The following is a 22,175-nucleotide window of genomic DNA, read 5'->3' as shown; positions in this document are numbered from 1 at the left end:
GTTTAGTACTAATTTGATATTACCTTCCTGACCAGTAAAATCGTCCAATTAATTGAGAATCGCTTCCTAAAATTGCATTATCTATTTCAATAGAAATGATTTACCCAAAACGATTGGCTTCACGAAAGCAACCCGTAATGTAATGATTTCGAGATAATTGTTAAAAAAGGTTAAAGCATATATTTTAACTAAAATATTAGTTTTATATTCGGCAAACAAAACTAATCAAATCTATGAAACGCCTTCTCCTCTTGCTGTGTGGCTTTGTGCTCATTAATTTTAGCACAAATGCACAAGGTTTACATTCCATTAAAGGAAGAACTATCGACACGGCATCTACTACGCTTCTAGCGGGTTCAACAATCGCCATCTTAAATTCAAAAGATTCTACGCTAGTAAAATTTACCCGATCAGCTGAAAATGGATCATTCGAACTCAACGGAATTAAAAACGGCAAATTTATTCTCTTGGTTTCTTATCCAAAATACGCCGATTTTGTTGATCATTTTACCCTCGATTCTACAACGCAGGTAAAAGATTATGGAAAAATCAATTTAACCGGAATGGCAAAAATTCTTGCTGATGTAATTATTAAAGGAAACAGGAATGCCATTAAAATTAAAGGTGATACTACCGAATTTGATCCCAAAGCTTTTAACATTGAACCAAATTCAAAAGTTGAAGACCTGATTAAACAGTTTCCAGGTATTCAGGTAGATAAGGATGGAAAAATAACAGCGCAAGGTAAAACGGTTCAAAAGGTACTAGTTGACGGTGAGGAGTTCTTCGGTGATGACCCCACATTAGTGACGAAAAACCTTCGTGCTGACATGGTTGAATCCGTTCAATTGTATGATAAAGCAAGTGATCAGGCAAGTTTTACCGGAATTGATGACGGCGAAAAAACCAAAACCCTGAACGTTAAACTAAAGGAAGATAAAAAGAACGGCTATTTCGGGAAAGTGCAGGGTGGATACGGAACCGACGACTTTTATAATGGCCAATTCATGTTTAACAAGTTTTGGGGCAAGAAAAAATTCTCTGCTTATGGCATTTTAGGGAACAATGGAACTGTAGGTTTAGGTTGGGATGATCGTGATAAATATGGTGGCTCCAGCGGGATGACGATGACAGACGATGGTGGAATGTATTTCAGTTCTGGTGGATCAGATGATTTTGATAGCTACGACGGACAATATAACGGTCAGGGAATTCCAGTTACCCGCACCGGCGGTTTACATTTCGACAGCAAATGGAATAAAGACAAAGAATCGCTAAATACCAATTATAAAATCGGATCTATTAGGGTTAAAGGCGATAGAAATACCATCAGCCAAAACAACTTAAGCTCTGGTGTGATTAACAACATTTCTGATCAATACACAGATAATGATATGTTCAGACAGAAGCTGGATGCAACTTATGAAGTAAAACTCGATTCGACACTTACATTAAAAGTAAATGTAGATGGCACATTGAAACAAAGTAATACTTTTAACGATTACAATACGTCGAGTACAGATGGAAACAATGATTTACTTAACACCACAAAAAGAACTTTAAAGAATAACGTGGATGAGCAGATGTTCAACATCAATGGCTTGCTTACTAAACGGTTTCAGAAAAAAGGACGTACACTTTCATTAAACTTGAACCAGTCTATTACAAAGAGTAATAGCGATGGCTATTTAAACTCAGAAAACAGTTTTTATGAAATTACGGGCAGAAGAGATAGCTTAATTAATCAATATAAAGTTAATGATATAGCCAATAGTGCCTTCAAATCAAACTTAGCCTATACCGAACCTTTATCGAAAACCATGACGGTTATTGTAAATTACGGTTTGAGCTTAATGAATGGCAAGTCAGATCGTAAATCATTCAACCAATCTGCCAGTGGTAACTACGATATTTTGGATACTGAATTTAGTAACGATTACGAACTAGATCAGATTATTAATCAAGGTGGCGCAATTTTCAACTATAAAAAAGGCAAAACAATAATTAATTTTGGTTCAAAATTTAGTGGTGTTAACTTCAAACAAACGGACTTATACAACAATAAAACCTACGATCGTAATTTTGTTAATTATATGCCTCAAGCTTCTTATCAGTATAGGTTCTCTCAACAAAAATCTTTCAGAATCAGTTATAACGGTAATACAAATCAACCATCTTTAGATCAAATTCAACCTGTTAGGGTAAATACTGATCCATTGAATATTTCATTAGGTAATCCAGATTTAAGACCATCATTTAGAAGTAACATCAATGCCAATTACAATTCGTATAAAGTCCTCACCAATCAATCAATTTGGTTAAGTGGGTCGTATAGCTTCACGGCAAACCCAATTGTAAGCGATGTAACTACCGATGCATTAACAGGTAGAAGCAGTTATAGATCGGTAAATATCACCGATAAAATGTCAAAAAGTTTTTCTGTATATGCACAAAGCAGTAGAAAAATTAGTGGGATCGACCTAAATGCTGGCATTAATTTAAGCACCAATGGAAATTCATCCTATAATTACATCAACAAAGAACTAAACAATACCAAAAACTACACCTATAATTTGGGTATTGATTTAAACAAATACGTTGAGAAGAAGTATAATTTTTATATCAATGTTGGTCCAACATATAATGTTTCACGAGCAAGTATTGGCAATTTTGGTAACAGTGATGGCTGGGGATGGAATGGTTATTCATCTGGTAGCGTTCAATTACCGGGCAAATTTTCACTATCAACCGATACGCAATATGAGTTTAGAGGAAAAACACAAACCTTTAACGAAACTTTCTCTCGGTTTCTCTGGAATGCATCGTTAACTAAAAAGTTCTTAAAATCAGAAAACCTCAAATTAATGATGTCGGTGAATGATATTTTAAATCAGAATGTTGGTTTCGATAGAACAGCCTACAACGGAAACATTACGCAAAGCAGCTACACCACCATCATGCGCTATTTTATGTTCTCTGTAATTTGGGATTTTAATAAAATGGGCGGCGGATTAAAAACTTCAAAATAATTATCATGACAACTACACTTAAATATATCATTCTATTTGCTGTTGTTTTCATCAGCAAAACTTTACAAGCACAGAACGTCCACTTTATTCAAAACGGCATTATTGAGTTTGAGAAAAGATCAAATATGTATGCCTTAATTAAAAAGAAGATCAATAAGGACAATGAAACCTATATGAATCAGGCGTTTGAGCAATACAAGAAAAACAATCCGCAATTTAAAGTTGCTAAAAGCACTTTAAGTTTTAACCAGGATAAAAGCTTATATAAATGGCCAACCGTTGAAGAAACAATGAATAATAATTGGCTAAATACGGATGTGTTAGGGGATTTGAAAAACACCATCGCTACTAATTTCGATACGCAAAGTAGTATTACTCAAAAGAATGTTTACGAGGATACTTATTTAGTTAAAGATAGTGTTCGTAAAATCAACTGGAAAATAACAGACGAAACACGAGAGATTGCAGGCTACGAATGTCGCCGGGCAAATGCAGTGATTATGGATTCGGTTTATGTAGTGGCTTATTACTCCAATCAAATTGCGGTTTCTGGTGGCCCGGAATCGTTTACGGGTTTGCCTGGGATGATTTTAGGCTTAGCTTTACCACATGAAAATATAACCTGGTTTGCTACAAAAGTAACGGAAACCACAGTGCCGGAAAAAGATCTAACCGCACCAGTAAAAGGAAAACCAACAGACAATAAAGGTTTGAAAACTATTTTACTAGGCGCAATGAAGAATTGGGGAGAGTATGCTCATCCCATCTACAAAGCCTTTTCGTTATAAGTATCGGTGTTATAATTATGCCTAAATTAGCATCATTACAATACCTAGCATGTACCAGGCACTATTTACTCATATTAATAAATTTATAGATTTGAGTAGCGAAGAACAAGATCTTCTTACTTCACTACTCAAATCTTTTTCATTTAAAAAGAAAGCTTATCTCCTGGAAGCTGGAGAAACCTGCCGGGCGAATTATTTTGTGGTAAAAGGTTGCTTAAGGCTTTATTTTATAGACATTAAAGGAGCCGAACAAACCACTCAATTTGCCATCGAAAATTGGTGGATCTCTGATTTAACCAGCTTTATCTTTCAAAAGCAATCAGATTTCTTCATCCAGGCCGCCGAGCAAACGGAAATAATTGCCATCGAACATCATCACTATCAGGAAATGTTTGAAAAGCTCCCGAAATTGGAAAAATATTTTCGGTTAATTTATCAGAAACTGCATCAAGCCTCACAAATCAGAATCAAATATTTGTATAGTCAAACTGCTGAGGAAAGATATACCAACTTTAACAAACTTTTTCCTGAATTTGTACAGCGGGTGCCGCAATATATGCTGGCTTCTTATCTGGGTTTTACGCCAGAATTTTTAAGTAAAATCAGAGCCAAACGGTAGGCCCTCAAAGATCCTTTTCATTTCTTAATCTACATTAAGTTTTTTGATTTTTTAGATGATGACCTTTATATCGTAATCAAAAAACAAAAGAAATGGAAAATAGAATTAACATCCAAAAAGTAGAACCAGCAGCTTACCAAGCTATGTTTGGTTTAGAAAAATATTTATCAACCAGCACCGTAGATCCTATCCTTTTGGAGCTTATTAAAATGCGTGCTTCGCAAATTAATGGCTGCGCATTTTGCTTGAACATGCACTCGGCTGATGCCCGGAAAATGGGCGAAACAGAACAGCGGCTGTACCTTTTAAATGCCTGGAAAGAAACTACTTTATTTACAAAAACAGAGGAAGCGGTTTTAGCGCTAACAGAGGAAATTACCTTGATTAGCAACCACGTTTCGGACGAAACTTACAACAAGGCAGCAAGCTTTTTTGATGAAAAAACATTGGCTCAAATTATTATGGCCATTGTAACTATTAATGCCTGGAATAGAATTGCCATCAGCACCAAGTTAATCGTTAGTTAAATGCTAAAATAAAGGCACTAAAGCATATGGGTGCCTTTTTAATTTCATTTCATTTTTTTAAGCTCTTCATAAACCAACTTGGCTACTTCTCTGGCACCCTCTGGCTGAAAGTGGGTATTGTCTTTTTGGCCTTTGGGATAAGCCTCATATTTACCTGAATCCAAATTCATGAAATAATTTTTGGTTACGAAATCATTTCCTTTTGAGGTAAAAAGCGCTGCTGAAAGTGTAGTTAAGTCAATAATGGCTACGTTTAATTCTACAGCAACATCTTTAACTGCCTGGGGATATTCGCCATGAGCGCTACCCAACTTTCCATCTTTCCAGGGATAATTTCTGGTTACGGGCGTAATGAGTATGGGCACCGCACCTTTGGCTCTGGTTTCCCGCACATACATCCGAAGAAAATCTTTATAGCCTGGGATGCCGACATAGCGTTCTGGTTTATCTTTAGCGGCATCGTTATGCCCAAACTGAATTAATACCAGATCATTCTTCTTTAGAGAATCTGTAACTTCTTTCCACCGACCTTCGCTAAAAAAGGTTCGGGTGCTTCTCCCACCTTTGGCTTTATCCACTACCAGTGCACTGTCGCTTCTTATTAAATTGCCCAGGTTTTTAAGGCTGTCCTTTCTCAGAAACTGTTGAAAAACCTGGCCCCAACCCATCAAAGGGAAACGCTTTTGTGGATAATTATTTTCCAAAGAATAATCGGCAACGGTAGAATCGCCAATGAGGTAAACTTTTACAGGGTTTGGCTTGGAGCTAAATGATATCAACGTTATTGCAATGGCCGTTGCGGAAATTATAAATTTATATTTATTCATGCTTTCATAAATATGTGTGTGGATGAAAACTTTGTTATTTGCAGCGTTTATTAAATTTTATTCCGTGATCTATGTCCACACAGATCGCCTTACTATTTCAGTTGGTAAGAAAAAAAACAGCGTCAAGCCTATAATTTGCTCTGAATTTACAAAGATTTCTCGGCTGCGATCGAAATGACAACGAATCTATTCCGTGGTCCTTGTCCACACAGATCACTTTACTATTTCAGGTGGTGAAACAAACAAAATTTATCAAGCCCCCAATTTGCCTCTTGAAATGTAAAGATTTCTCGGCTGCGCTCGAAATGAGGACGAGTTTATTCCATGCTCTCTTTCCACATAGATCGCTTTACTATTTCTCTACTCTAAACCAATCGTATTCAGCAATTCCTGAATCATTAATCTGCGTGTCCCTTATGGCAAACAAACCCACTTTTGCGCCAATCCATTGCCCTGCAGTTGCCTGAAATTCATCGCCAACATTGCTGTAATTACTTCCATCTTCACTATAACTAAACTGGCATTTGGCGCCTTTTGAAACCTTAACTTTAAAATGAACAACACCAGATTTAAGCTTTGCAATTTCCTTTTCGTTCTCTGTTTTCCCTTTGTCGGCACTTTGGCAAACACAATAAACTAAATAAATACCATCTTTTTTACTTTTGATACTCAATTTAGCATAGCTTCTGCCCATTACAACCAGCCCGGTTTGCTCGTTTTCCAACTTCGGGTTTGGCTTAAAGTTTACTTTAGTGTTAACTGTAAATTCATCAGCCGGAAATTTTTGCATTAACAAGTTTGGCACATCCCATAAGTTTTTAGCTTCGTCTGGAATTTTTGCTGTGTAAAGCTTTAGAACACTTTTATTGGCATCTGTGAAAAGCCAGTTAGCTTGTGGATTTGCCTGCCATTGCCATTGCAAGCCCAATTGCCAGGAATTAAATTCATCGCTTTCGGCAGGTGTTTCTATGGGATAAACCTTGCCAACGTTCGGCTTTTTGTAGGTAAGCACAGGTTCGCCAATCCCATCACCATCTTTGTCTGCACCAATAACCGGCCAATTGTTTATCCATTTCATGGGTTGCAAATGAACTACCCTACCATAAGCATCTTTATCCTGAAAATGCAGAAACCAATCTTCGCCATTTTGAGTGTTCACCCAGGCGCCTTGATGTGGTCCATTTACCGTAGATTTTCCTTCGTCCATCGCCACCTTTCTTTCGTAAGGACCATAGATATTTTTGCTCCTCAATATCAATTGCCAACCTGTAGAAACTCCTCCTGCCGGTGAAAATAAATAATAATATCCATTGCGCTTATAAACCTTAGGCCCTTCAATGGTTGGATCTAATTCATGGCCATCGTAAACAATTCTTCCCAATTCGGTAGCTTTTAAGCCATCGGCAGTTAGGGGCATCACAGCCAAAACACTTTTAATTCCAGCCCTGCTTCCTGCATACGCATAAGCCAAATAAGCTTTCCCATCTTCATCCCAAAACGGACAAGGGTCGATCAAACCTTTGCCAGTTGCAACCAATTTTGGAGCAGACCATTCTCCAGTTATCGTTTTGGATTTAGTTACATAGATTCCGAAATCGGGATCAGGATAGTAGATATAAAATTCTCCGTTCCGGTACCGGATCGAAGGTGCCCAAACGCCATTTCCATGTTGGGTTTTTTCGAAATGTTCAAATGGGGGTTGGCGTTTTAGCGCATGACCAATGATTTTCCAGTTCACCAAATCTTTTGAATGTAAAATGGGAATACCTGGAACAGCATCAAAGCTGGAAGCAATCATGTAGAAATCATCTCCAACCCTAATGGCATCCGGATCAGAATAATCGGCATTGATCACCGGATTTTTATAGGTTCCATTTCCCCGATCCGAAACCCAAACTTTAGAAACATAAGTTGCCTTCGGAGCCTGTGAGAAACAATTCAGGCAAAAGTAAGAAGTAAAAATAAGGGTAAATAAGAATTTCATGATCAATTACATTTTGGTTAGAAAAGCAATCTCGTCTTCGGAAAGCACTAAATATTTGCCTTTAAATAACGACTGCTCAAGCGCTAAGAACAAGATTAAACCTTTTTTTACTTTATCGCAACCCTTTACTGTGCAATCGTTCCCGACATCGTTTGCGGCATTTATAGTTCAGATTAGTTCGTTCAGAAAGCGATTTAATGTTTAAACTTGTTCATCACATTATTTAAAAAACGGCACTTGGAAATTTTATCCCAGCAGTGCCCCATTATAATTTTAGCTAACCAAATCTTTATGAAAGTATTCATCTTATTTCTATTAAATGTGGTTTATTTAACAGCAGTTGCCACCGAGTTTAAGCCCGATTTCACAGTAGCGACTGATGGGAGCGGAAATTTCAAAACCGTGCAGGAAGCCATTAACGCAGTGCCTGACTTTAGAAATAAGCTTACTGTGATTTTTATTAAAAAAGGAATTTATAAAGAAAAATTAATTCTGGCAGCTTCGAAGAAAAATGTAAAGTTTATTGGCGAAAACTTGAACGAAACCATTTTGACTTACGATGATTATGCTCAAAAGAAAAATGCCTTTGGCGAAGATAAAGGAACATCAGGTTCATCGAGCTTTTATATTTACGGTGAAGGATTTTCAGCGGAGAATATCACATTTGAAAATTCATCCGGTCCGGTTGGACAAGCCGTAGCGGTTTGGGCTGGTGGAGATAAATCGACCTTTACGAATTGCAGGTTTTTGGGATTTCAGGATACGCTCTATACTTATGGAGCAAACAACCGCCAGTACTACAAAAATTGTTACATCGAAGGTACGGTTGATTATATTTTCGGTGCCGCAACTGCTTGGTTTGAAAACTGTACCCTTTATTGCAAAAAACAAGGTTATATTACCGCTGCATCTACATCCGATACCACAAAATATGGCTATGTTTTTAATAAATGTAAAATTACTGGCGATGCCGCAGCCAATAGCTTTTATCTTGGTCGCCCGTGGAGGCCTTACGCTAAAGTTGTTTTTCTAAGATGTGAACTTCCAGAAATTATTCGCCCCGAAGGTTGGAATAATTGGGGTAAAGAAAGCAATGAGCAAACAGCTTACTACGCCGAATACAAAAGTACAGGAAAAGGTGCAAACGCTAAAAAGCGGGTAAATTGGTCGCGCCAACTCACCGAAACCGAGTATAAAAGTTACATTTTGGAAAACGTTTTCCGAGGATGGAATCCGGAAGGGAAATAGCTAAGCTAAGTAGCTGATTTACAGCCTATAAATTGCCTTTTAAATATTCAATCTTGCTTTATTCTCCGGCAACGTTTGCATAGATTTCTCTTCGCTTTTAGCGGCAAACAACGTACACTTGTTATTACGATAACCAAGTATAATTTAACAGCATAAATAATGAAACATATTTCTGGTAGTTTATACCGTTTTAAAATCGCCCTCGCATGTATTTGTTTGTTTTCAGTAAGCGTATCTATGGCGCAACAGAAACCCAGCATGCCCGTTATCCAACAGGTAAATATTAAAGCTGACACCACCAGTATTGTAAGTTTTGGTGCCAAAGGCGATGGTGTTTCGTTAAATACAGAAAGCATTAACAAGGCCATTGCGGCGGTTAGTCAAAAAGGCGGCGGTGTGGTTTTAATTCCTGGGGGTTTATGGTTAACCGGCCCTATCGAACTTAAAAGCAACGTAAATTTACACCTCAAACGCGATGCTCTGCTTCAGTTTACTGATGATTTTAATCAATATAAATTAGTAGAAGGCAACTGGGAAGGACAGCCAGCATGGCGTAACCAAAGCCCTATTTCAGGTTTTGATTTAGAAAACATAGCCATCACAGGCTCTGGGATTATTGATGGAAACGGCGGCGCCTGGCGCATGGTTAAACGTGATAAACTGACCGAATCGCAGTGGAAAAAATTAGTGGCTTCTGGTGGCCTGGTTAGCGAAGACGGAAAAATGTGGTATCCTTCAGAAAAAACACTAAAAGGATCGAAAACCAAAAATGCAGGGGTAGTTGCCGCAGGCCAAAGCACTGCCGATTTGCAAAGCATAAAAGATTTTCTTCGCCCGAATTTGCTGGTACTAACCAATTGCAAAAAAATCCTTTTAGAAGGTGTTACTTTTCAAAACTCTCCGGCTTGGAACCTACATCCTTTGCTTTGCGAAGATTTAACCTTGAGAAATTTGCAGGTTAAAAACCCATGGTTCGCACAAAATGGCGATGGTGTTGATATTGAATCTTGTAAAAATGTATTAATAGAGGGCAGCACTTTTGACGTTGGTGATGATGGAATCTGCATTAAATCGGGTAGAGATGAAGCTGGCCGCAAACGTGGCAAACCGACCGAAAACGTAATTATCAGAAACAACGTGGTTTATCACGCACATGGCGGTTTCGTTGTGGGAAGCGAAATGAGCGGTGGCGCTAAAAATATTTGGGTTTATGATTGCTCATTCATTGGTACTGATATCGGCATTCGCTTTAAAACAACCCGCGGTAGAGGTGGTGTGGTAGAAAATATCTACATCAATAACATCAACATGATTGATATCCCTGGCGAAGCAATTTTGTTCGACATGTATTATGCTGCCGTTGATCCAATTGTTTTGGCTGGCGAAAAACGCGAAGCTATAAAAACAGTTGTGGTGCCGGTAACTGAAGCCACTCCTCAGTTTAAAAATATATATATTAAAGATGTAGTGGCCAATGGCGCTGAAAAGGCCATTTTCGTTCGTGGTTTGCCTGAGATGAACATTAAAGATATTTATATGGAAAATGTAACCATCCAGGCGAAAAAAGGTGTGGAAATTATTGAAGGTACCGGCATTTATTTAAAAAATGTAAACGTAATTACAGAAGATACTAATCCAGTAGTGAAAATTCAGAACGGCAACAACATCAACTTAGATGGTTTTAAATATAAAGAAGGTTCGGCCTTATTGTTCGATATTTCTGGTGAAAAAACCAAGGGCGTTAAAGTTTCTGGAACAAACGTTTCGCAAGCCAAAAAACAAGCAAATATTGGTGCTGAAGTAGCTAAAAAAGCTTTGGAAATCTCAAAATAACAAACATGAAGAAATCACTTTTATATATCGCCATTGCATTTTTAGGTTTTTCAATTCTATCTCAAAGTGCTTTTGCTCAAAAGAAACTTTCTGAGCAGTTAACCTTAACCGCAATGGAACAATTGTGGCAGGATACCACTATCTTAAAAGGCAAAAAAGGGCCAAAATGGTCGTACGACATGGGTGTTGTTTTGGAAGGTGCTGCTGCCGTTTGGCGCAATACCGGCGACGGAAAATATTTCAAATATATCCAAAGTTCGATGGATGCCTATTTGGATAAAGATGGAAACATCACTACCTATAAAGCAGAAGATTTTAATATCGATAACATCAAAAATGGCCGTGCCTTATTACTGTTGTACAAAGTTACTGGTCAGCAAAAGTATTTGCTAGCAGTTAATAAGTTATACGATCAAGTTAAAAAACAGCCGAGAACGAAAGAAGGCGGTTTCTGGCATAAAAAGATTTATCCTAACCAAATGTGGCTGGATGGACTTTACATGGCTCAACCTTTTTACGCAGAATACGCAAAGCTGATGAAAAAAGATGCTGATTTCGACGATATCGCAAATCAGTTTATCTGGATGGAGAAAAATGCCCGGGATGTAAAAACAGGTTTGCTTTACCATGGTTACGATGAAAGCAGAGAAGAAAAGTGGGCAGATAAAAAAACAGGTCTTTCGCCAAACTTCTGGGGCAGGGCAATGGGCTGGTATATTATGGCACTCGTTGATGTGTTAGATAATTTCCCTAAAGATCACCCAAAATACAAAGAATTGTTAGCCATTTTAAACCGCACAGCAACGGCAACCGTAAAATATCAGGATGCAAAATCTGGTGTTTGGTGGGATATTTTAGATATGCCTACCCGTAAAGGGAATTACCTGGAAAGTTCAGCATCGAGTATGTTTATTTATGGTTTAGCCAAAGGGGTGCGCAACGGCTGGTTGCCACAATCTTTTATGAATGCAGCCAATAAAGGTTATAATGGTTTAAAAAAAGAATTTGTTGAGAAAGCTGGTGAAGAGCGCATTAATCTCACCAAAACCGTTTCTGTTTCTGGTTTGGGTGGAAAACCACGTTACCGCGACGGAAGTTTTGAATATTACATCAGTGAAAAGGTAATTACAAATGACCCGAAAGGAATGGGTGCTTTCATTTGTGCTGCTGCAGAAATGGAAGTTGCTGCCTTGCCAAAACCTGGAAAAGGTTTAACGGTTACGGTAGATAATTTCTTCAACAATGAGTACATGACTGGCCCAACGGGCGATAAAATTCCGTTCCATTATTTATGGGAAGAGGATGATAACAATGGCTTCTCTCTATTTGGCAAAGTATTTAATGATGCAGGTGTAAAAACCGCGACATTGAAAACTGCCCCTACAATGGCAAACTTAAAAGGTAGCAACATCTATATCATTGTTGATCCGGATACGCAAAAGGAAACTGCCAACCCAAATTTTATGAATGCTGAGCATGCCAAACAAGTTGCAGAATGGGTAAAAGCGGGAGGCGTTTTAGTATTGCTTTTAAATGATGTGGGTAACTGTGAAATTACCAAATTCAACGCATTGCCAGAGCTGTTCGGAATCAAGTTTAATGAAGATAGCCGCAATAAAGTTCAGGGACAGAATTTTGAGCAAGGCGCAGTTAAAATTCCTGCAGGAAATTCGATTTTTAAAACAGCAAAGAAAGTTTACATCAAAGAGATTTCGACAATTGCGGCTAAAAGCCCTGCGGTTTCTGCATTGACGGACAATGGAGATGTACTCATCGCGACAGCAAAATATGGTAAGGGAACTGTTTTCGCAGTTGGCGATCCTTGGTTTTACAACGAATATATCGATGGAAGAAAATTGCCGGAGGATTTAGAGAACTATAAAGCCACTAACGATTTAGTGAACTGGCTGATCAAGCAAGTGCCTGGTAAGAAGTAAATAAACCACAGATAAATAGGATGAACGCAGATAACATAGGACTCAAATACCCTGGTTTCAATTTGTGTTGATCTATGTAAATGTGTTGTTGAATAACCAAACAAAAATGATAAAAATCAAAACATTATTCACCATTGCTTGCAGCATTCTATTGGCTTCTTGCTATGCGCAAATGCCCACAGATTCTACTGCAGAAAAAATGCTGGTTTACCAACTGGGTAATGGAGGCTGGCCGAAACAGCTGGAAGATAAAAGTGTGGTTAATTATGGCGCCACTTTAACACCAGAACTGTTAGCAAAAGTAAAAGCGACTACTGATAAACATGCTACATTTGATAATAAAGCAACAAGTAGAGAAGTTGTTTATTTAATTGGCGCTTATAAGAAAACACAGAATAAAGCCTACTTAAAGGCTGCAGAAAAAGGCCTCGATTATATTTTGGCAGCACAATACCCAAATGGAGGCTGGCCACAATATTATCCCGACCAATCTTTATATCGATCGCAAATTACTTTTAACGATGATGCGATGATCAATGTTTTGAACATCCTGCGGGATGTAGCGGAGAAAAAAAATGATTTTGATTTAGTGGATCAAAGGTATGTTGGCAGAGCTGAAAAGGCGATTGCGAAAGGTATCGATTGTATTCTAAAAACTCAGGTTAAACAAAAAGGAGAATTAAGCATTTGGGCGGCTCAATATGATAAGGATACCATGCTGCCTGCAAAAGCCAGAAACTTCGAACCCGCCTCATTAGCTACAAGCGAATCAGTTGGTATTATCCGCTTTTTAATGGGTATTAAAAGTCCATCAGCAGAAATTAAAAAATCTATTGCAGCTGCAGTAAAGTGGTTTGATACCTACAAAATATCGGGTTATCGTTTCGACAGAGAAAAAGGCAAAACCGCGGCATTGGTTCAAGATAATAGCAGCATGGCTTGGGCCCGGTTTTACGATCTGGATAAAAATGTTCCCATTTTCGGCGATCGCGATAACTCAATCAAGTTAAAGTTAGAAGAGTTGATTCCAGAGCGAAGAAATGGCTACGCCTGGTACGGTAGCTGGGGCCAGAAATTAATTGAAAAGGAATACCCGAAGTGGTTAGCCACTAAGGAAAAATAATAATTAAAATCACACTTCGTGCCTTGGCGCTTGGTGATTAAACAATAAAACATGCTTTTAAACAAAGAAAATCTAAAAAACATCAGCGGAGAAAAGGTGATTAAACCAACTGCTGAAATGTTGGAGTTACCAGAGAAGGTAATTCAGTTTGGCACTGGCGTTTTGTTACGCGGTTTACCTGATTATTTTATCGATAAAGCCAACCATCAAGGCATTTTTAACGGAAGAATTGTTGTGGTTAAAACTACTTCGAAAGCTGGAGTTGATGATTTTGCTGATCAGGATAATTTGTATACGCTAAGTGTTAAAGGTATTGAGGATGGCGTTGAGGTTGAAGAAAACATGATCAATTCATCAATTAGTCGTGTTTTATCTGCAACATCAGAGTGGGCAGAGATTTTAAAAACAGCACATCAGCCAGAATTGAAAGTGGTAATTTCGAATACCACAGAAGTTGGAATTGTGAAAAGCGAAGATAAAATTACTGATACCCCACCACAATCTTTTCCGGGGAAGTTATTGGCCTTTTTGCATGAAAGATATAAAGCCTTCAACGGATCGGAAGAAAGTGGAATGGTAATCGTACCAACTGAATTGATCAGCGATAACGCAGATAAGTTGAAAGAAATTGTGCTAGACTTAGCCATTCAAAACAAGTTGGGTTGGGATTTCGAAAACTGGTTAAGAACTGCTAATCATTTTTGCAAAACGCTAGTAGATAGAATTGTTCCGGGAAGATTGCCTGAAGCATCGCAAAAAGCATTGGAAGCAGAGTTGGGTTACACCGATGGCTTAATGATTATGGCAGAACCTTTCAGACTTTGGGCCATCGAATCGGCGAGCGAAAAAGTGAAAGAAGTATTGTCATTTGCTTCGGCTGATAAGGGTGTTTTCATCGTTCCTTCCATCGATAAATTTAAAGAACTTAAGCTTCGCTTGCTTAACGGTACACATACCATTAGTTGCGGATTAGCCATTTTAGCGGGTTTCCATACCGTTAAAGAGGCCATGGCAGATAAATCATTCTCTAATCATGTTTTAAAGTTGATGAAAGAGGAAATTGTTCCTGTGGTAGAAAGTGGCGACATTACCAAAGAAGAAGCATTAGCTTTTGCCGAAAGTGTTATCGATCGTTTCAGCAATCCATCATTAGCACACCAATGGCATGCCATTACCTTAAATTACACGCAAAAATTGCAGATGCGTAATATGCCTTTAATTAGAAGATATTATGCATTGAAAAATGAAGTACCTCAATTAACTGCACTCGGCGTTGCTGCTTACATCATTTATATGAATGCTGCCAAAGATGGCGATACTTATACGTCGACAATAAATGGAAAATCATTCCCGATACAAGATGAATTTGCAGAAGTATTACACAATTACTGGAAAAACCCAGAAACTGTAGTAGACAGTACGTTGGGTGATAGAAGGCTTTGGGATAAAAACCTGAACAACTATCCTGGTTTTAATGCTGCGGTAAAATCTTATGTAGATTTATTACAAAATAAAGGTGCAAAAGAAACTTTGAGTAACTTGCACTAAGAAAGAACAATTAAAATGGTTACTAGAATTTTAAAAATCCATCCTAACGATAACGTACTTGTTGCCCTGCAAGATCTTGCAAAAGGCGAAACCATTATACACGATGGGCAAGAATATACTTTACAGGATGATATTAAGGCCAAGCATAAATTTTTTATGCAGGATATGAATGCCGGAGATCACATCATTATGTATGGTGTTCTGGTTGGGAAGGCGCAACATTTTATCCTTAAAGGCGGCTTAATGGATACTGAAAATACTAAACATGCTTCAGATCCTTACGAGTTTAGACCTTACCACTATGAATGGCATGCGCCAGATGTATCCAAATTTGAAGGCAGAACTTTCAATGGTTATATCCGCAATGATGGTCGCGTAGGAACTGCCAACTACTGGTTATTTATTCCTACCGTTTTTTGCGAAAACCGCAATCTTGATGTAATTCGCGAAGCCTTACATAATGAATTGGGTTATGCCGTAACCGATAGGTACAAAACTTATGCGCATCACCTGGTAGAAGCTTACAAAGCTGGTGAAATTCTGGAAGAAGCAGATTCGAGCTCAATCGGACAAGCGAATCCTGAGGCTAACCGTATTTTCAAAAATGTTGATGGGATAAAGTTTTTGAACCATCAGGGTGGTTGTGGCGGTACACGTCAGGATGCTGCTGTGTTGAGTAAACTCTTAGCCGCTTATGCTGATCATCCAAATGTTGCAGGCGTTACCGTTTTAAGCTTGGGCTGCCAGAATTTGCAGGTAAAAGATTTTGTTGATGATTTGAAATTGCGTTCACCAAATTTTGATAAACCCTTATTCATTTTCGAACAACAACAATCGCAAAGTGAAGAACAATTAGTTAAAGAAGCCATTAGAAAAACCTTTATCGGTTTGACTGAAATTAATAAAATCGAGCGTCAGCCAGCGCCATTAAGCAAACTGGTTTTGGGTGTGAAATGTGGTGGTAGCGATGGTTTTAGTGGCATTAGCGCTAACCCTGCAGTTGGCTATACTTCTGATTTATTGGTAGGCCTGGGCGGAACTGTTCTTCTAGCCGAGTTTCCAGAACTTTGTGGCGCTGAACAACAATTGATTGATCGGACAAAGGATGAAACTGCAGCACGTAAATTTATTCAGTTAATGACGGCTTACAACCAGGCAGCAGAAAACGTTGGCTCTGGATTTTTTATGAATCCGTCTCCCGGTAATATCAAAGATGGTTTGATTACCGATGCCATAAAAAGTACTGGTGCCGCTAAAAAAGGCGGAACATCACCAGTGGAAGATGTGTTGGATTATACCGAACCTGCTACAAAACCCGGTTTAAATCTGGTTTGTACACCTGGAAACGATGTAGAAGCGACTACAGGAAAAGCGGCGTCAGGCGCAACATTGATTTTATTTACCACAGGCTTAGGTACACCAACAGGCAATCCGGTTTGCCCCACCATAAAAGTTTCTACCAATAATGCTTTAACTAAACGCATGGGCGATATTATCGATATCAACTGCGGGCCGGTAATTGAAGGTGAGAAAACCATTGAGCAAATGGGTGAAGACATTTTAGAATATTGCATTAAAGCAGCCAGTGGCGAAGTAATTCCGAAAGCTGTACTCTTAAATCAAGACGACTTTATTCCTTGGAAAAGAGGCGTTAGTCTTTAGTTGGGGTTTGGAGTCGGAAGTCTTTAGTCCGAATTCCAAAGTCCAGTTTTCACAAACTATTGTTGCTTGCCTGGCCGCAGGCAGGCGAGGCACGAAGTAATCTGATTCATAAGATTGCTTTGTTCCTTTGAATAACGAGGGATATAAAACAAAATCCGTGGTCTGTGTCCTCACAGGCCACATTAAAAAATACGATATAAAGATCGGCGTTTTGAAAATCTCAAATCTCGTATCTAATGTCTCAAATCTCAAAAGAATGAAACCTTTTTTAGACGAAAATTTCCTTTTGCAAAATGAAACAGCTGAAAAGCTTTACCATGATTTCGCAAAATCGTTACCTATTATTGATTATCACAATCACTTAATTCCGGAGCAAATTGCCAACGATAAGCAGTTTGAAAATATTACACAGGTTTGGTTAGCAGGCGATCACTACAAATGGAGAGCTATGAGAGCCAATGGGGTAGATGAAAAATACATCACCGGTGACGCATCTGACTTTGAAAAATTCGAAAAATGGGCTGAAACTGTACCTTACACTTTGCGCAATCCTTTATACCATTGGACTCATTTAGAGCTGCAAAGGTATTTTGGAATCACCGATATTTTATCAGGCAAAACCGCTCGTAAAATTTACGATGAATGTTCTGCAAAGTTGCAAACTCCAGAATATTCCGTTCGCGGCTTATTGGCTAAAATGAATGTAGAAGCGGTTTGTACAACTGATGATCCGCTGGATAGCTTAAACTTCCACCAGCAATTGGCCGCTGAAGGTGCAGCCTTAAAAATGTTGCCGGCTTTCCGTCCGGATAAGGCAATGAACAGTGATGATGTTGCCGGCTTAAACGATTATATTAACAAATTGGAAGGCGTTGTGGGTAAATCCATCTCCAGCTTGCAAGAATATATCGACGCTTTAAAAAGCCGCCACGATTATTTTGCCGAAAACGGTTGCTCGGTTTCAGATCACGGTCTAGAGCAAATTTATGCCGAAGATTATACGGATGAAGAAATCAGCTCAGTTTTTGACAAAATCCGTAGCAATCAGGAGATTTCCTACGAGGAAAACTTGAAATTCAAATCAGCTATGCTGATCTATTTTGCAGAATGGGATCATGAAAAAGGTTGGGTTCAGCAATATCACTTAGGCGCTTTGCGGAATAACAATGCCAGGATGTTGCGCCAGTTAGGTCCTGATACGGGATGGGATTCCATTGGCGATTTTAGTCAGGCGAGAATGCTTTCTAAATTTTTAAACCGTTTAGACAACCAGGATAAACTGGCGAAAACCATCATTTACAACTTAAATCCTGCAGATAATGAACTTATTGCTACAATGATTGGAAATTTTAATGATGGTTCTGTTGCGGGCAAAGTTCAGTTTGGTTCTGCCTGGTGGTTTTTAGATCAAAAAGATGGCATGATTAAACAATTAAATGCACTATCAAATATGGGACTTTTGAGCCGTTTGGTGGGGATGTTGACAGATTCGCGTAGTTTCTTGTCTTTCCCACGTCATGAATATTTCCGCCGGATTGTTTGCAATTTGTTTGGCGAAGATGTGGAGAATGGAGAATTGCCAAATGATATTGAGTGGGTAGGCAAGATAGTGCAGGATATTTCTTATTTTAACGCAAAAAATTACTTTACGTTTTAAATATAAATGGCCTGTGAGGACACAGACCATGGAGAGAGATTCAAATTAATAATTGTAGTCATACAGGCTGTGGAATGAATCCATAACGTTAGAAATTAGATTAACCTCGGTGTGTGGGTATTCAAGAATAAACCAAACATATTGATGAGCTGTGGCAACACAGACTACAATAAGAAATACAAAAATGAGTGACCAGATATCATCCTTGGTAAAAAAAGGAGAAAAAGTTTTAAGTTTCGGAGAGATCCTTTTGCGCATTTGCCCTGATATGGATGGGCAATGGTTAAAAGAAAGTAAGTTACCTTTTTACGTTGGTGGCGCTGAATTAAATGCGGCTACTGCATTGGCGTTGTGGAATGTTCCATCTGCTTATTTATCGGCTATGCCAGATAATTCTGTTACCCGAGAGATTGAAGAGTATTTAAAAGTTAGAAATATTGATACCTCGCCAATGGTTTTTGGCGGCGATAGATTGGGGCTATACTACCTTCCAAAAGGGAAAGATTTAAAAAATGCCGGAGTAATTTACGATAGGGCAAATTCTTCTTATGCAGAATTGAAAGTTGGTCAGATTGATTGGGATAAAGTTTTTCAGGGGATTACCTGGTTCCATTTCAGCGCTATATGTCCTGCTATTAATCAATCGATAGCTGATGTTTGCCTTGAGGCCTTAAAAGCAGCAAGTGAAAGAAATATTATTATTTCGTTAGACTTAAATTACAGAGCTAAGCTTTGGAAATATGGCAAAGATCCGATAGATGTTTTACCTGAACTGGCACAATATTGCACTTTAATCATGGGCAACGTTTGGGCAGCTAATAAAATGTTAGGTACTGCTCTTCACGAAGATTTAAAGCCAACAGAAGGTTATGCAAAGGAAACGTTACTGCAACAAGCAACGGATACCTCTAAAGAAATATTAAGTTTGTTTCCAGCTTGTAAGGCTGTAGCCAATACCTTCCGTTTCGATAACGGAAAAGGAATAAAATACTATACCGCGATATACACAGCAGACAAACTAACCGTATCTGAAGAATACGTTTCAGATGAAATTTTAGATAAAGTAGGCAGTGGCGATTGTTTTATGGCAGGATTAATTTATGGTTTTTATAACCAGTTACCTGTGGAAGAAACTTTAAATTTTGCAACCGCTGCAGCATACGATAAATTATACATTCCAAGTGATGCCACAACAAGTACCGTAGCAGACATTGAAAAAAGAATAATACGCCATGATTAGTAACAAACACAAAATTTTAGATGCCATTTTAGAACAAGGGATGCTTCCGCTTTTCTATCAGGATAGCGAAACCGGAAGTGTAGAAATTTTACGCACTTTGTATAATGCAGGTGTCCGCGTTTTTGAATACACTAATCGTGGTAAATCGGCTTTGCCTAACTTTAAAAAGTTAAAAGAAGTACGTGATGCTGAAATGCCTGATCTTTATTTGGGTATTGGCACCATCAAAACAGCTGCTGATGCAAATGCTTTTATTGATGCGGGAACAGACTTTATTGTGGCGCCAATCGTAAACCCCGAGGTAGCTGAAATAGCGAATAAAATCGGGATGCTTTGGATTCCTGGATGTATGACGCCGACGGAAATCAGTGTCGCGCAACAGCACAAAGCTATGTTAATCAAGATTTTTCCTGCTAATATTTTAGGCCCAGAGTTCGTATCATCAATAAAAGATTTATTCGCAGGGCAATTATTTATGCCTACAGGCGGCGTTGAAATTGATGCTGACAACTTAAAAACCTGGTTTAAGGCTGGCGTTTGTGCGGTAGGCATGGGCAGTAAGTTAATTAGCAAAGATGTAATGGCAAAAGGCCTGTATGAAGAACTGGCAGACAACACAAAACTCGCACTCGACTTAATTAAGCAAAGCAAGTAAAATTTAAATACCACTAACCAAATGAATCAACCAAAAATAGGCAAATACCGATGGACGATATGTTTACTCCTGTTTCTTGCCACCACAATAAACTACTTAGATAGACAGGTACTTTCGTTAACATGGACAGATTTTATTAAACCAGAGTTTCACTGGGATAATAATGATTATGGAAATATTACTGCATTGTTCTCGATATTTTATGCCATTTCAATGCTTTTCGCTGGTCGTTTGGTTGATAAACTGGATACCAAAAAAGGCTTTTTATGGGCAATTGGTGTATGGTCGGTTGGTGCTTGTTTACACGCTTACTGTGGTATCGCTACTGCCGGAATTATCGAAGGCAATTGGTTTGTAGGTTTTGAAGGAGCAAAAGAAATTATTGGTAGAGTTAACGATACCGGAATGGTTGTTTCGGTAAGTGTTACTTTGTTCATCTTTGCAAGATTTGTTTTGGCAGTAGGTGAAGCCGGGAATTTCCCTGCGGCAATTAAAGCCACAGCAGAATATTTCCCTAAAAAAGACCGTGCTTTTGCAACCAGTATCTTTAACGCAGGTGCTACTGTGGGTGCTTTGGCTGCTCCGATTACCATTCCTTTTATTGCAAAAGCTTATGGCTGGGAAATGTCTTTCATCATCATCGGGGCTTTAGGTTTTGTATGGATGGGCCTTTGGGTTTTCGTTTATAATAAACCAGAATTGCATAAAAGAGTAACCGCCGAAGAGTTGGCTTACATTCAACAAGATTTAATTGCCGATAGAAAATTGGCCGATTATGTAGAAGAAACCAAAGAAAAAGTATCGTTTATCGATTGCTTCAAATACAAACAAACCTGGGCTTTTGCCTTTGGTAAATTTATGACAGACGGCGTATGGTGGTTCTTCTTATTCTGGACACCAGCCTACCTTAAATCGGTTTACGGAATGGACTCTACCCAGAGTGCTTTACCTTTATTTGTGCTTTACATGATTACGTTGCTGTCCATTATCGGCGGTTGGTTGCCAACTTATTTTGTTGATAAAAAAGGCATGAACCCTTACGAAGGCAGAATGAGAGCCATGTTGATTTTTGCTTTCTTCCCGCTTTTAGCTTTGGCAGCCCAACCTTTGGGTCATATCACTTATTGGATTCCAGTAATTATTATCGGTATTGCAGGGGCAGCACACCAGGCTTGGTCAGCAAATATTTTTTCTACCGTGGGCGATATGTTTCCTAAAAAAGCCATTGCAACTATTACCGGTATCGGTGGTATGGCAGGTGGTATCGGCTCTTTCATTATCAATAAAGGATCGGGTTTACTGTTCGATTATACGGGTAAAAATCAAATCGTTTTTATGGGCTTCAAAGGCGAAGAAGCAGGTTATTTCATTATCTTTTCTATCTGTGCGGTTTGTTACTTAATCGGCTGGACTGTAATGAAAACTTTGGTACCGAAGTATAAAGTTATCGAATTAGCATAATTATCAGGCTGAAGGTTTTGCGAACTAACTACGCTAA

General features: G+C 38.6%; 16 protein-coding genes. 14 read left to right on the top strand and 2 right to left on the bottom strand.

Going from position 1 to position 22,175, the window contains the following annotated elements:
* Positions 1-233: 233 nt before the first annotated feature.
* From ASE92_RS00240 to ASE92_RS00225, 4 genes are all read left to right on the top strand, one after another.
* On the top strand, positions 234-3,029 hold the full coding sequence (locus tag ASE92_RS00240; protein WP_056848119.1) for an outer membrane beta-barrel family protein: 2,796 nt from the start codon (positions 234-236) through the stop codon (positions 3,027-3,029).
* Between the two features lie 5 nt (positions 3,030-3,034).
* Positions 3,035-3,817, top strand: coding sequence for a GLPGLI family protein (locus tag ASE92_RS00235; RefSeq protein ID WP_056848118.1), 783 nt, complete (start codon positions 3,035-3,037; stop codon positions 3,815-3,817).
* Between the two features lie 49 nt (positions 3,818-3,866).
* Positions 3,867-4,436 (top strand): Crp/Fnr family transcriptional regulator, encoded by a 570-nt coding sequence (locus tag ASE92_RS00230; protein ID WP_056848117.1) that lies wholly within the window; start codon positions 3,867-3,869, stop codon positions 4,434-4,436.
* Between the two features lie 92 nt (positions 4,437-4,528).
* Positions 4,529-4,963 (top strand): carboxymuconolactone decarboxylase family protein, encoded by a 435-nt coding sequence (locus tag ASE92_RS00225; RefSeq protein ID WP_056848116.1) that lies wholly within the window; start codon positions 4,529-4,531, stop codon positions 4,961-4,963.
* A gap of 44 nt (positions 4,964-5,007) precedes the next feature.
* Here ASE92_RS00225 and ASE92_RS00220 read toward each other — a convergent pair whose 3' ends face one another.
* Together ASE92_RS00220 and ASE92_RS00215 are read right to left on the bottom strand one after the other, a co-directional pair.
* On the bottom strand, positions 5,008-5,790 hold the full coding sequence (locus ASE92_RS00220) for a rhamnogalacturonan acetylesterase (protein ID WP_056848115.1): 783 nt from the start codon (positions 5,788-5,790) through the stop codon (positions 5,008-5,010).
* Between the two features lie 352 nt (positions 5,791-6,142).
* Complete coding sequence (locus ASE92_RS00215) at positions 6,143-7,774, bottom strand: glycoside hydrolase 43 family protein (protein WP_056848114.1); 1,632 nt, start codon at positions 7,772-7,774, stop codon at positions 6,143-6,145.
* Between the two features lie 291 nt (positions 7,775-8,065).
* On the opposite strand from ASE92_RS00215, the gene ASE92_RS00210 reads away from it, so the two are divergent.
* From ASE92_RS00210 to ASE92_RS00165, 10 genes are all read left to right on the top strand, one after another.
* A complete protein-coding gene (locus tag ASE92_RS00210; RefSeq protein WP_056848113.1) occupies positions 8,066-9,022 on the top strand; it encodes a pectinesterase family protein in 957 nt (318 codons plus the stop codon).
* A 159-nt stretch (positions 9,023-9,181) separates the two neighbouring features.
* The gene (locus ASE92_RS00205) at positions 9,182-10,855 is read left to right on the top strand and encodes a glycoside hydrolase family 28 protein (protein WP_056848112.1); all 1,674 of its coding nucleotides are present in this window, start codon (positions 9,182-9,184) and stop codon (positions 10,853-10,855) included.
* A gap of 5 nt (positions 10,856-10,860) precedes the next feature.
* Entirely contained in the window at positions 10,861-12,792 is a 1,932-nt protein-coding gene (locus ASE92_RS00200; protein WP_056848111.1) for a glycoside hydrolase family 88 protein, read from the top strand.
* Positions 12,793-12,898: 106 nt separating this feature from the next.
* Positions 12,899-13,915 (top strand): pectate lyase, encoded by a 1,017-nt coding sequence (gene pelA, locus ASE92_RS00195; RefSeq protein WP_056849225.1) that lies wholly within the window; start codon positions 12,899-12,901, stop codon positions 13,913-13,915.
* 51 nt (positions 13,916-13,966) lie between these two features.
* Positions 13,967-15,463, top strand: a complete 1,497-nt coding sequence (locus ASE92_RS00190; RefSeq protein WP_056848110.1) for a tagaturonate reductase — start codon at positions 13,967-13,969, stop codon at positions 15,461-15,463.
* A gap of 15 nt (positions 15,464-15,478) precedes the next feature.
* A complete protein-coding gene (locus tag ASE92_RS00185) occupies positions 15,479-17,125 on the top strand; it encodes a UxaA family hydrolase (protein ID WP_056848109.1) in 1,647 nt (548 codons plus the stop codon).
* Positions 17,126-17,381: 256 nt separating this feature from the next.
* On the top strand, positions 17,382-18,782 hold the full coding sequence (gene uxaC, locus ASE92_RS00180; RefSeq protein ID WP_056848108.1) for a glucuronate isomerase: 1,401 nt from the start codon (positions 17,382-17,384) through the stop codon (positions 18,780-18,782).
* Between the two features lie 184 nt (positions 18,783-18,966).
* On the top strand, positions 18,967-20,022 hold the full coding sequence (locus tag ASE92_RS00175) for a sugar kinase (RefSeq protein ID WP_056848107.1): 1,056 nt from the start codon (positions 18,967-18,969) through the stop codon (positions 20,020-20,022).
* Positions 20,015-20,677: a bifunctional 4-hydroxy-2-oxoglutarate aldolase/2-dehydro-3-deoxy-phosphogluconate aldolase gene (locus ASE92_RS00170; protein ID WP_200926300.1), complete on the top strand. Its 663-nt coding sequence runs from the start codon at positions 20,015-20,017 to the stop codon at positions 20,675-20,677. The genes ASE92_RS00175 and ASE92_RS00170 overlap by 8 nt, the downstream gene beginning before the upstream one ends.
* A 21-nt stretch (positions 20,678-20,698) precedes the next feature.
* Positions 20,699-22,138: an MFS transporter gene (locus tag ASE92_RS00165; protein WP_056848106.1), complete on the top strand. Its 1,440-nt coding sequence runs from the start codon at positions 20,699-20,701 to the stop codon at positions 22,136-22,138.
* Positions 22,139-22,175: the final 37 nt, after the last annotated feature.

Origin of the sequence: Pedobacter sp. Leaf41, assembly GCF_001422545.1 — a bacterium.
Lineage (GTDB): Bacteria > Bacteroidota > Bacteroidia > Sphingobacteriales > Sphingobacteriaceae > Pedobacter.
The sequence above is the reverse complement of the archived record's forward strand: the minus strand, read 5'-3'. Positions and strand labels throughout refer to the sequence as shown.

What these genes read in the sequence shown, in the direction of transcription:
- ASE92_RS00210 (WP_056848113.1), top strand. Translation starts at nt 8,066, where the DNA reads ATGAAAGTATTCATCTTATTTCTATTAAATGTGGTTTATTTAACAGCA.
- ASE92_RS00170 (WP_200926300.1), top strand. Translation starts at nt 20,015, where the DNA reads ATGATTAGTAACAAACACAAAATTTTAGATGCCATTTTAGAACAAGGG.
- ASE92_RS00230 (WP_056848117.1), top strand. Translation starts at nt 3,867, where the DNA reads ATGTACCAGGCACTATTTACTCATATTAATAAATTTATAGATTTGAGT.
- ASE92_RS00225 (WP_056848116.1), top strand. Translation starts at nt 4,529, where the DNA reads ATGGAAAATAGAATTAACATCCAAAAAGTAGAACCAGCAGCTTACCAA.
- pelA (WP_056849225.1), top strand. Translation starts at nt 12,899, where the DNA reads ATGATAAAAATCAAAACATTATTCACCATTGCTTGCAGCATTCTATTG.
- ASE92_RS00215 (WP_056848114.1), bottom strand. Translation starts at nt 7,774, where the DNA reads ATGAAATTCTTATTTACCCTTATTTTTACTTCTTACTTTTGCCTGAAT.
- ASE92_RS00205 (WP_056848112.1), top strand. Translation starts at nt 9,182, where the DNA reads ATGAAACATATTTCTGGTAGTTTATACCGTTTTAAAATCGCCCTCGCA.
- ASE92_RS00185 (WP_056848109.1), top strand. Translation starts at nt 15,479, where the DNA reads ATGGTTACTAGAATTTTAAAAATCCATCCTAACGATAACGTACTTGTT.
- ASE92_RS00165 (WP_056848106.1), top strand. Translation starts at nt 20,699, where the DNA reads ATGAATCAACCAAAAATAGGCAAATACCGATGGACGATATGTTTACTC.
- ASE92_RS00220 (WP_056848115.1), bottom strand. Translation starts at nt 5,790, where the DNA reads ATGAATAAATATAAATTTATAATTTCCGCAACGGCCATTGCAATAACG.
- ASE92_RS00235 (WP_056848118.1), top strand. Translation starts at nt 3,035, where the DNA reads ATGACAACTACACTTAAATATATCATTCTATTTGCTGTTGTTTTCATC.
- ASE92_RS00200 (WP_056848111.1), top strand. Translation starts at nt 10,861, where the DNA reads ATGAAGAAATCACTTTTATATATCGCCATTGCATTTTTAGGTTTTTCA.
- uxaC (WP_056848108.1), top strand. Translation starts at nt 17,382, where the DNA reads ATGAAACCTTTTTTAGACGAAAATTTCCTTTTGCAAAATGAAACAGCT.
- ASE92_RS00175 (WP_056848107.1), top strand. Translation starts at nt 18,967, where the DNA reads ATGAGTGACCAGATATCATCCTTGGTAAAAAAAGGAGAAAAAGTTTTA.
- ASE92_RS00240 (WP_056848119.1), top strand. Translation starts at nt 234, where the DNA reads ATGAAACGCCTTCTCCTCTTGCTGTGTGGCTTTGTGCTCATTAATTTT.
- ASE92_RS00190 (WP_056848110.1), top strand. Translation starts at nt 13,967, where the DNA reads ATGCTTTTAAACAAAGAAAATCTAAAAAACATCAGCGGAGAAAAGGTG.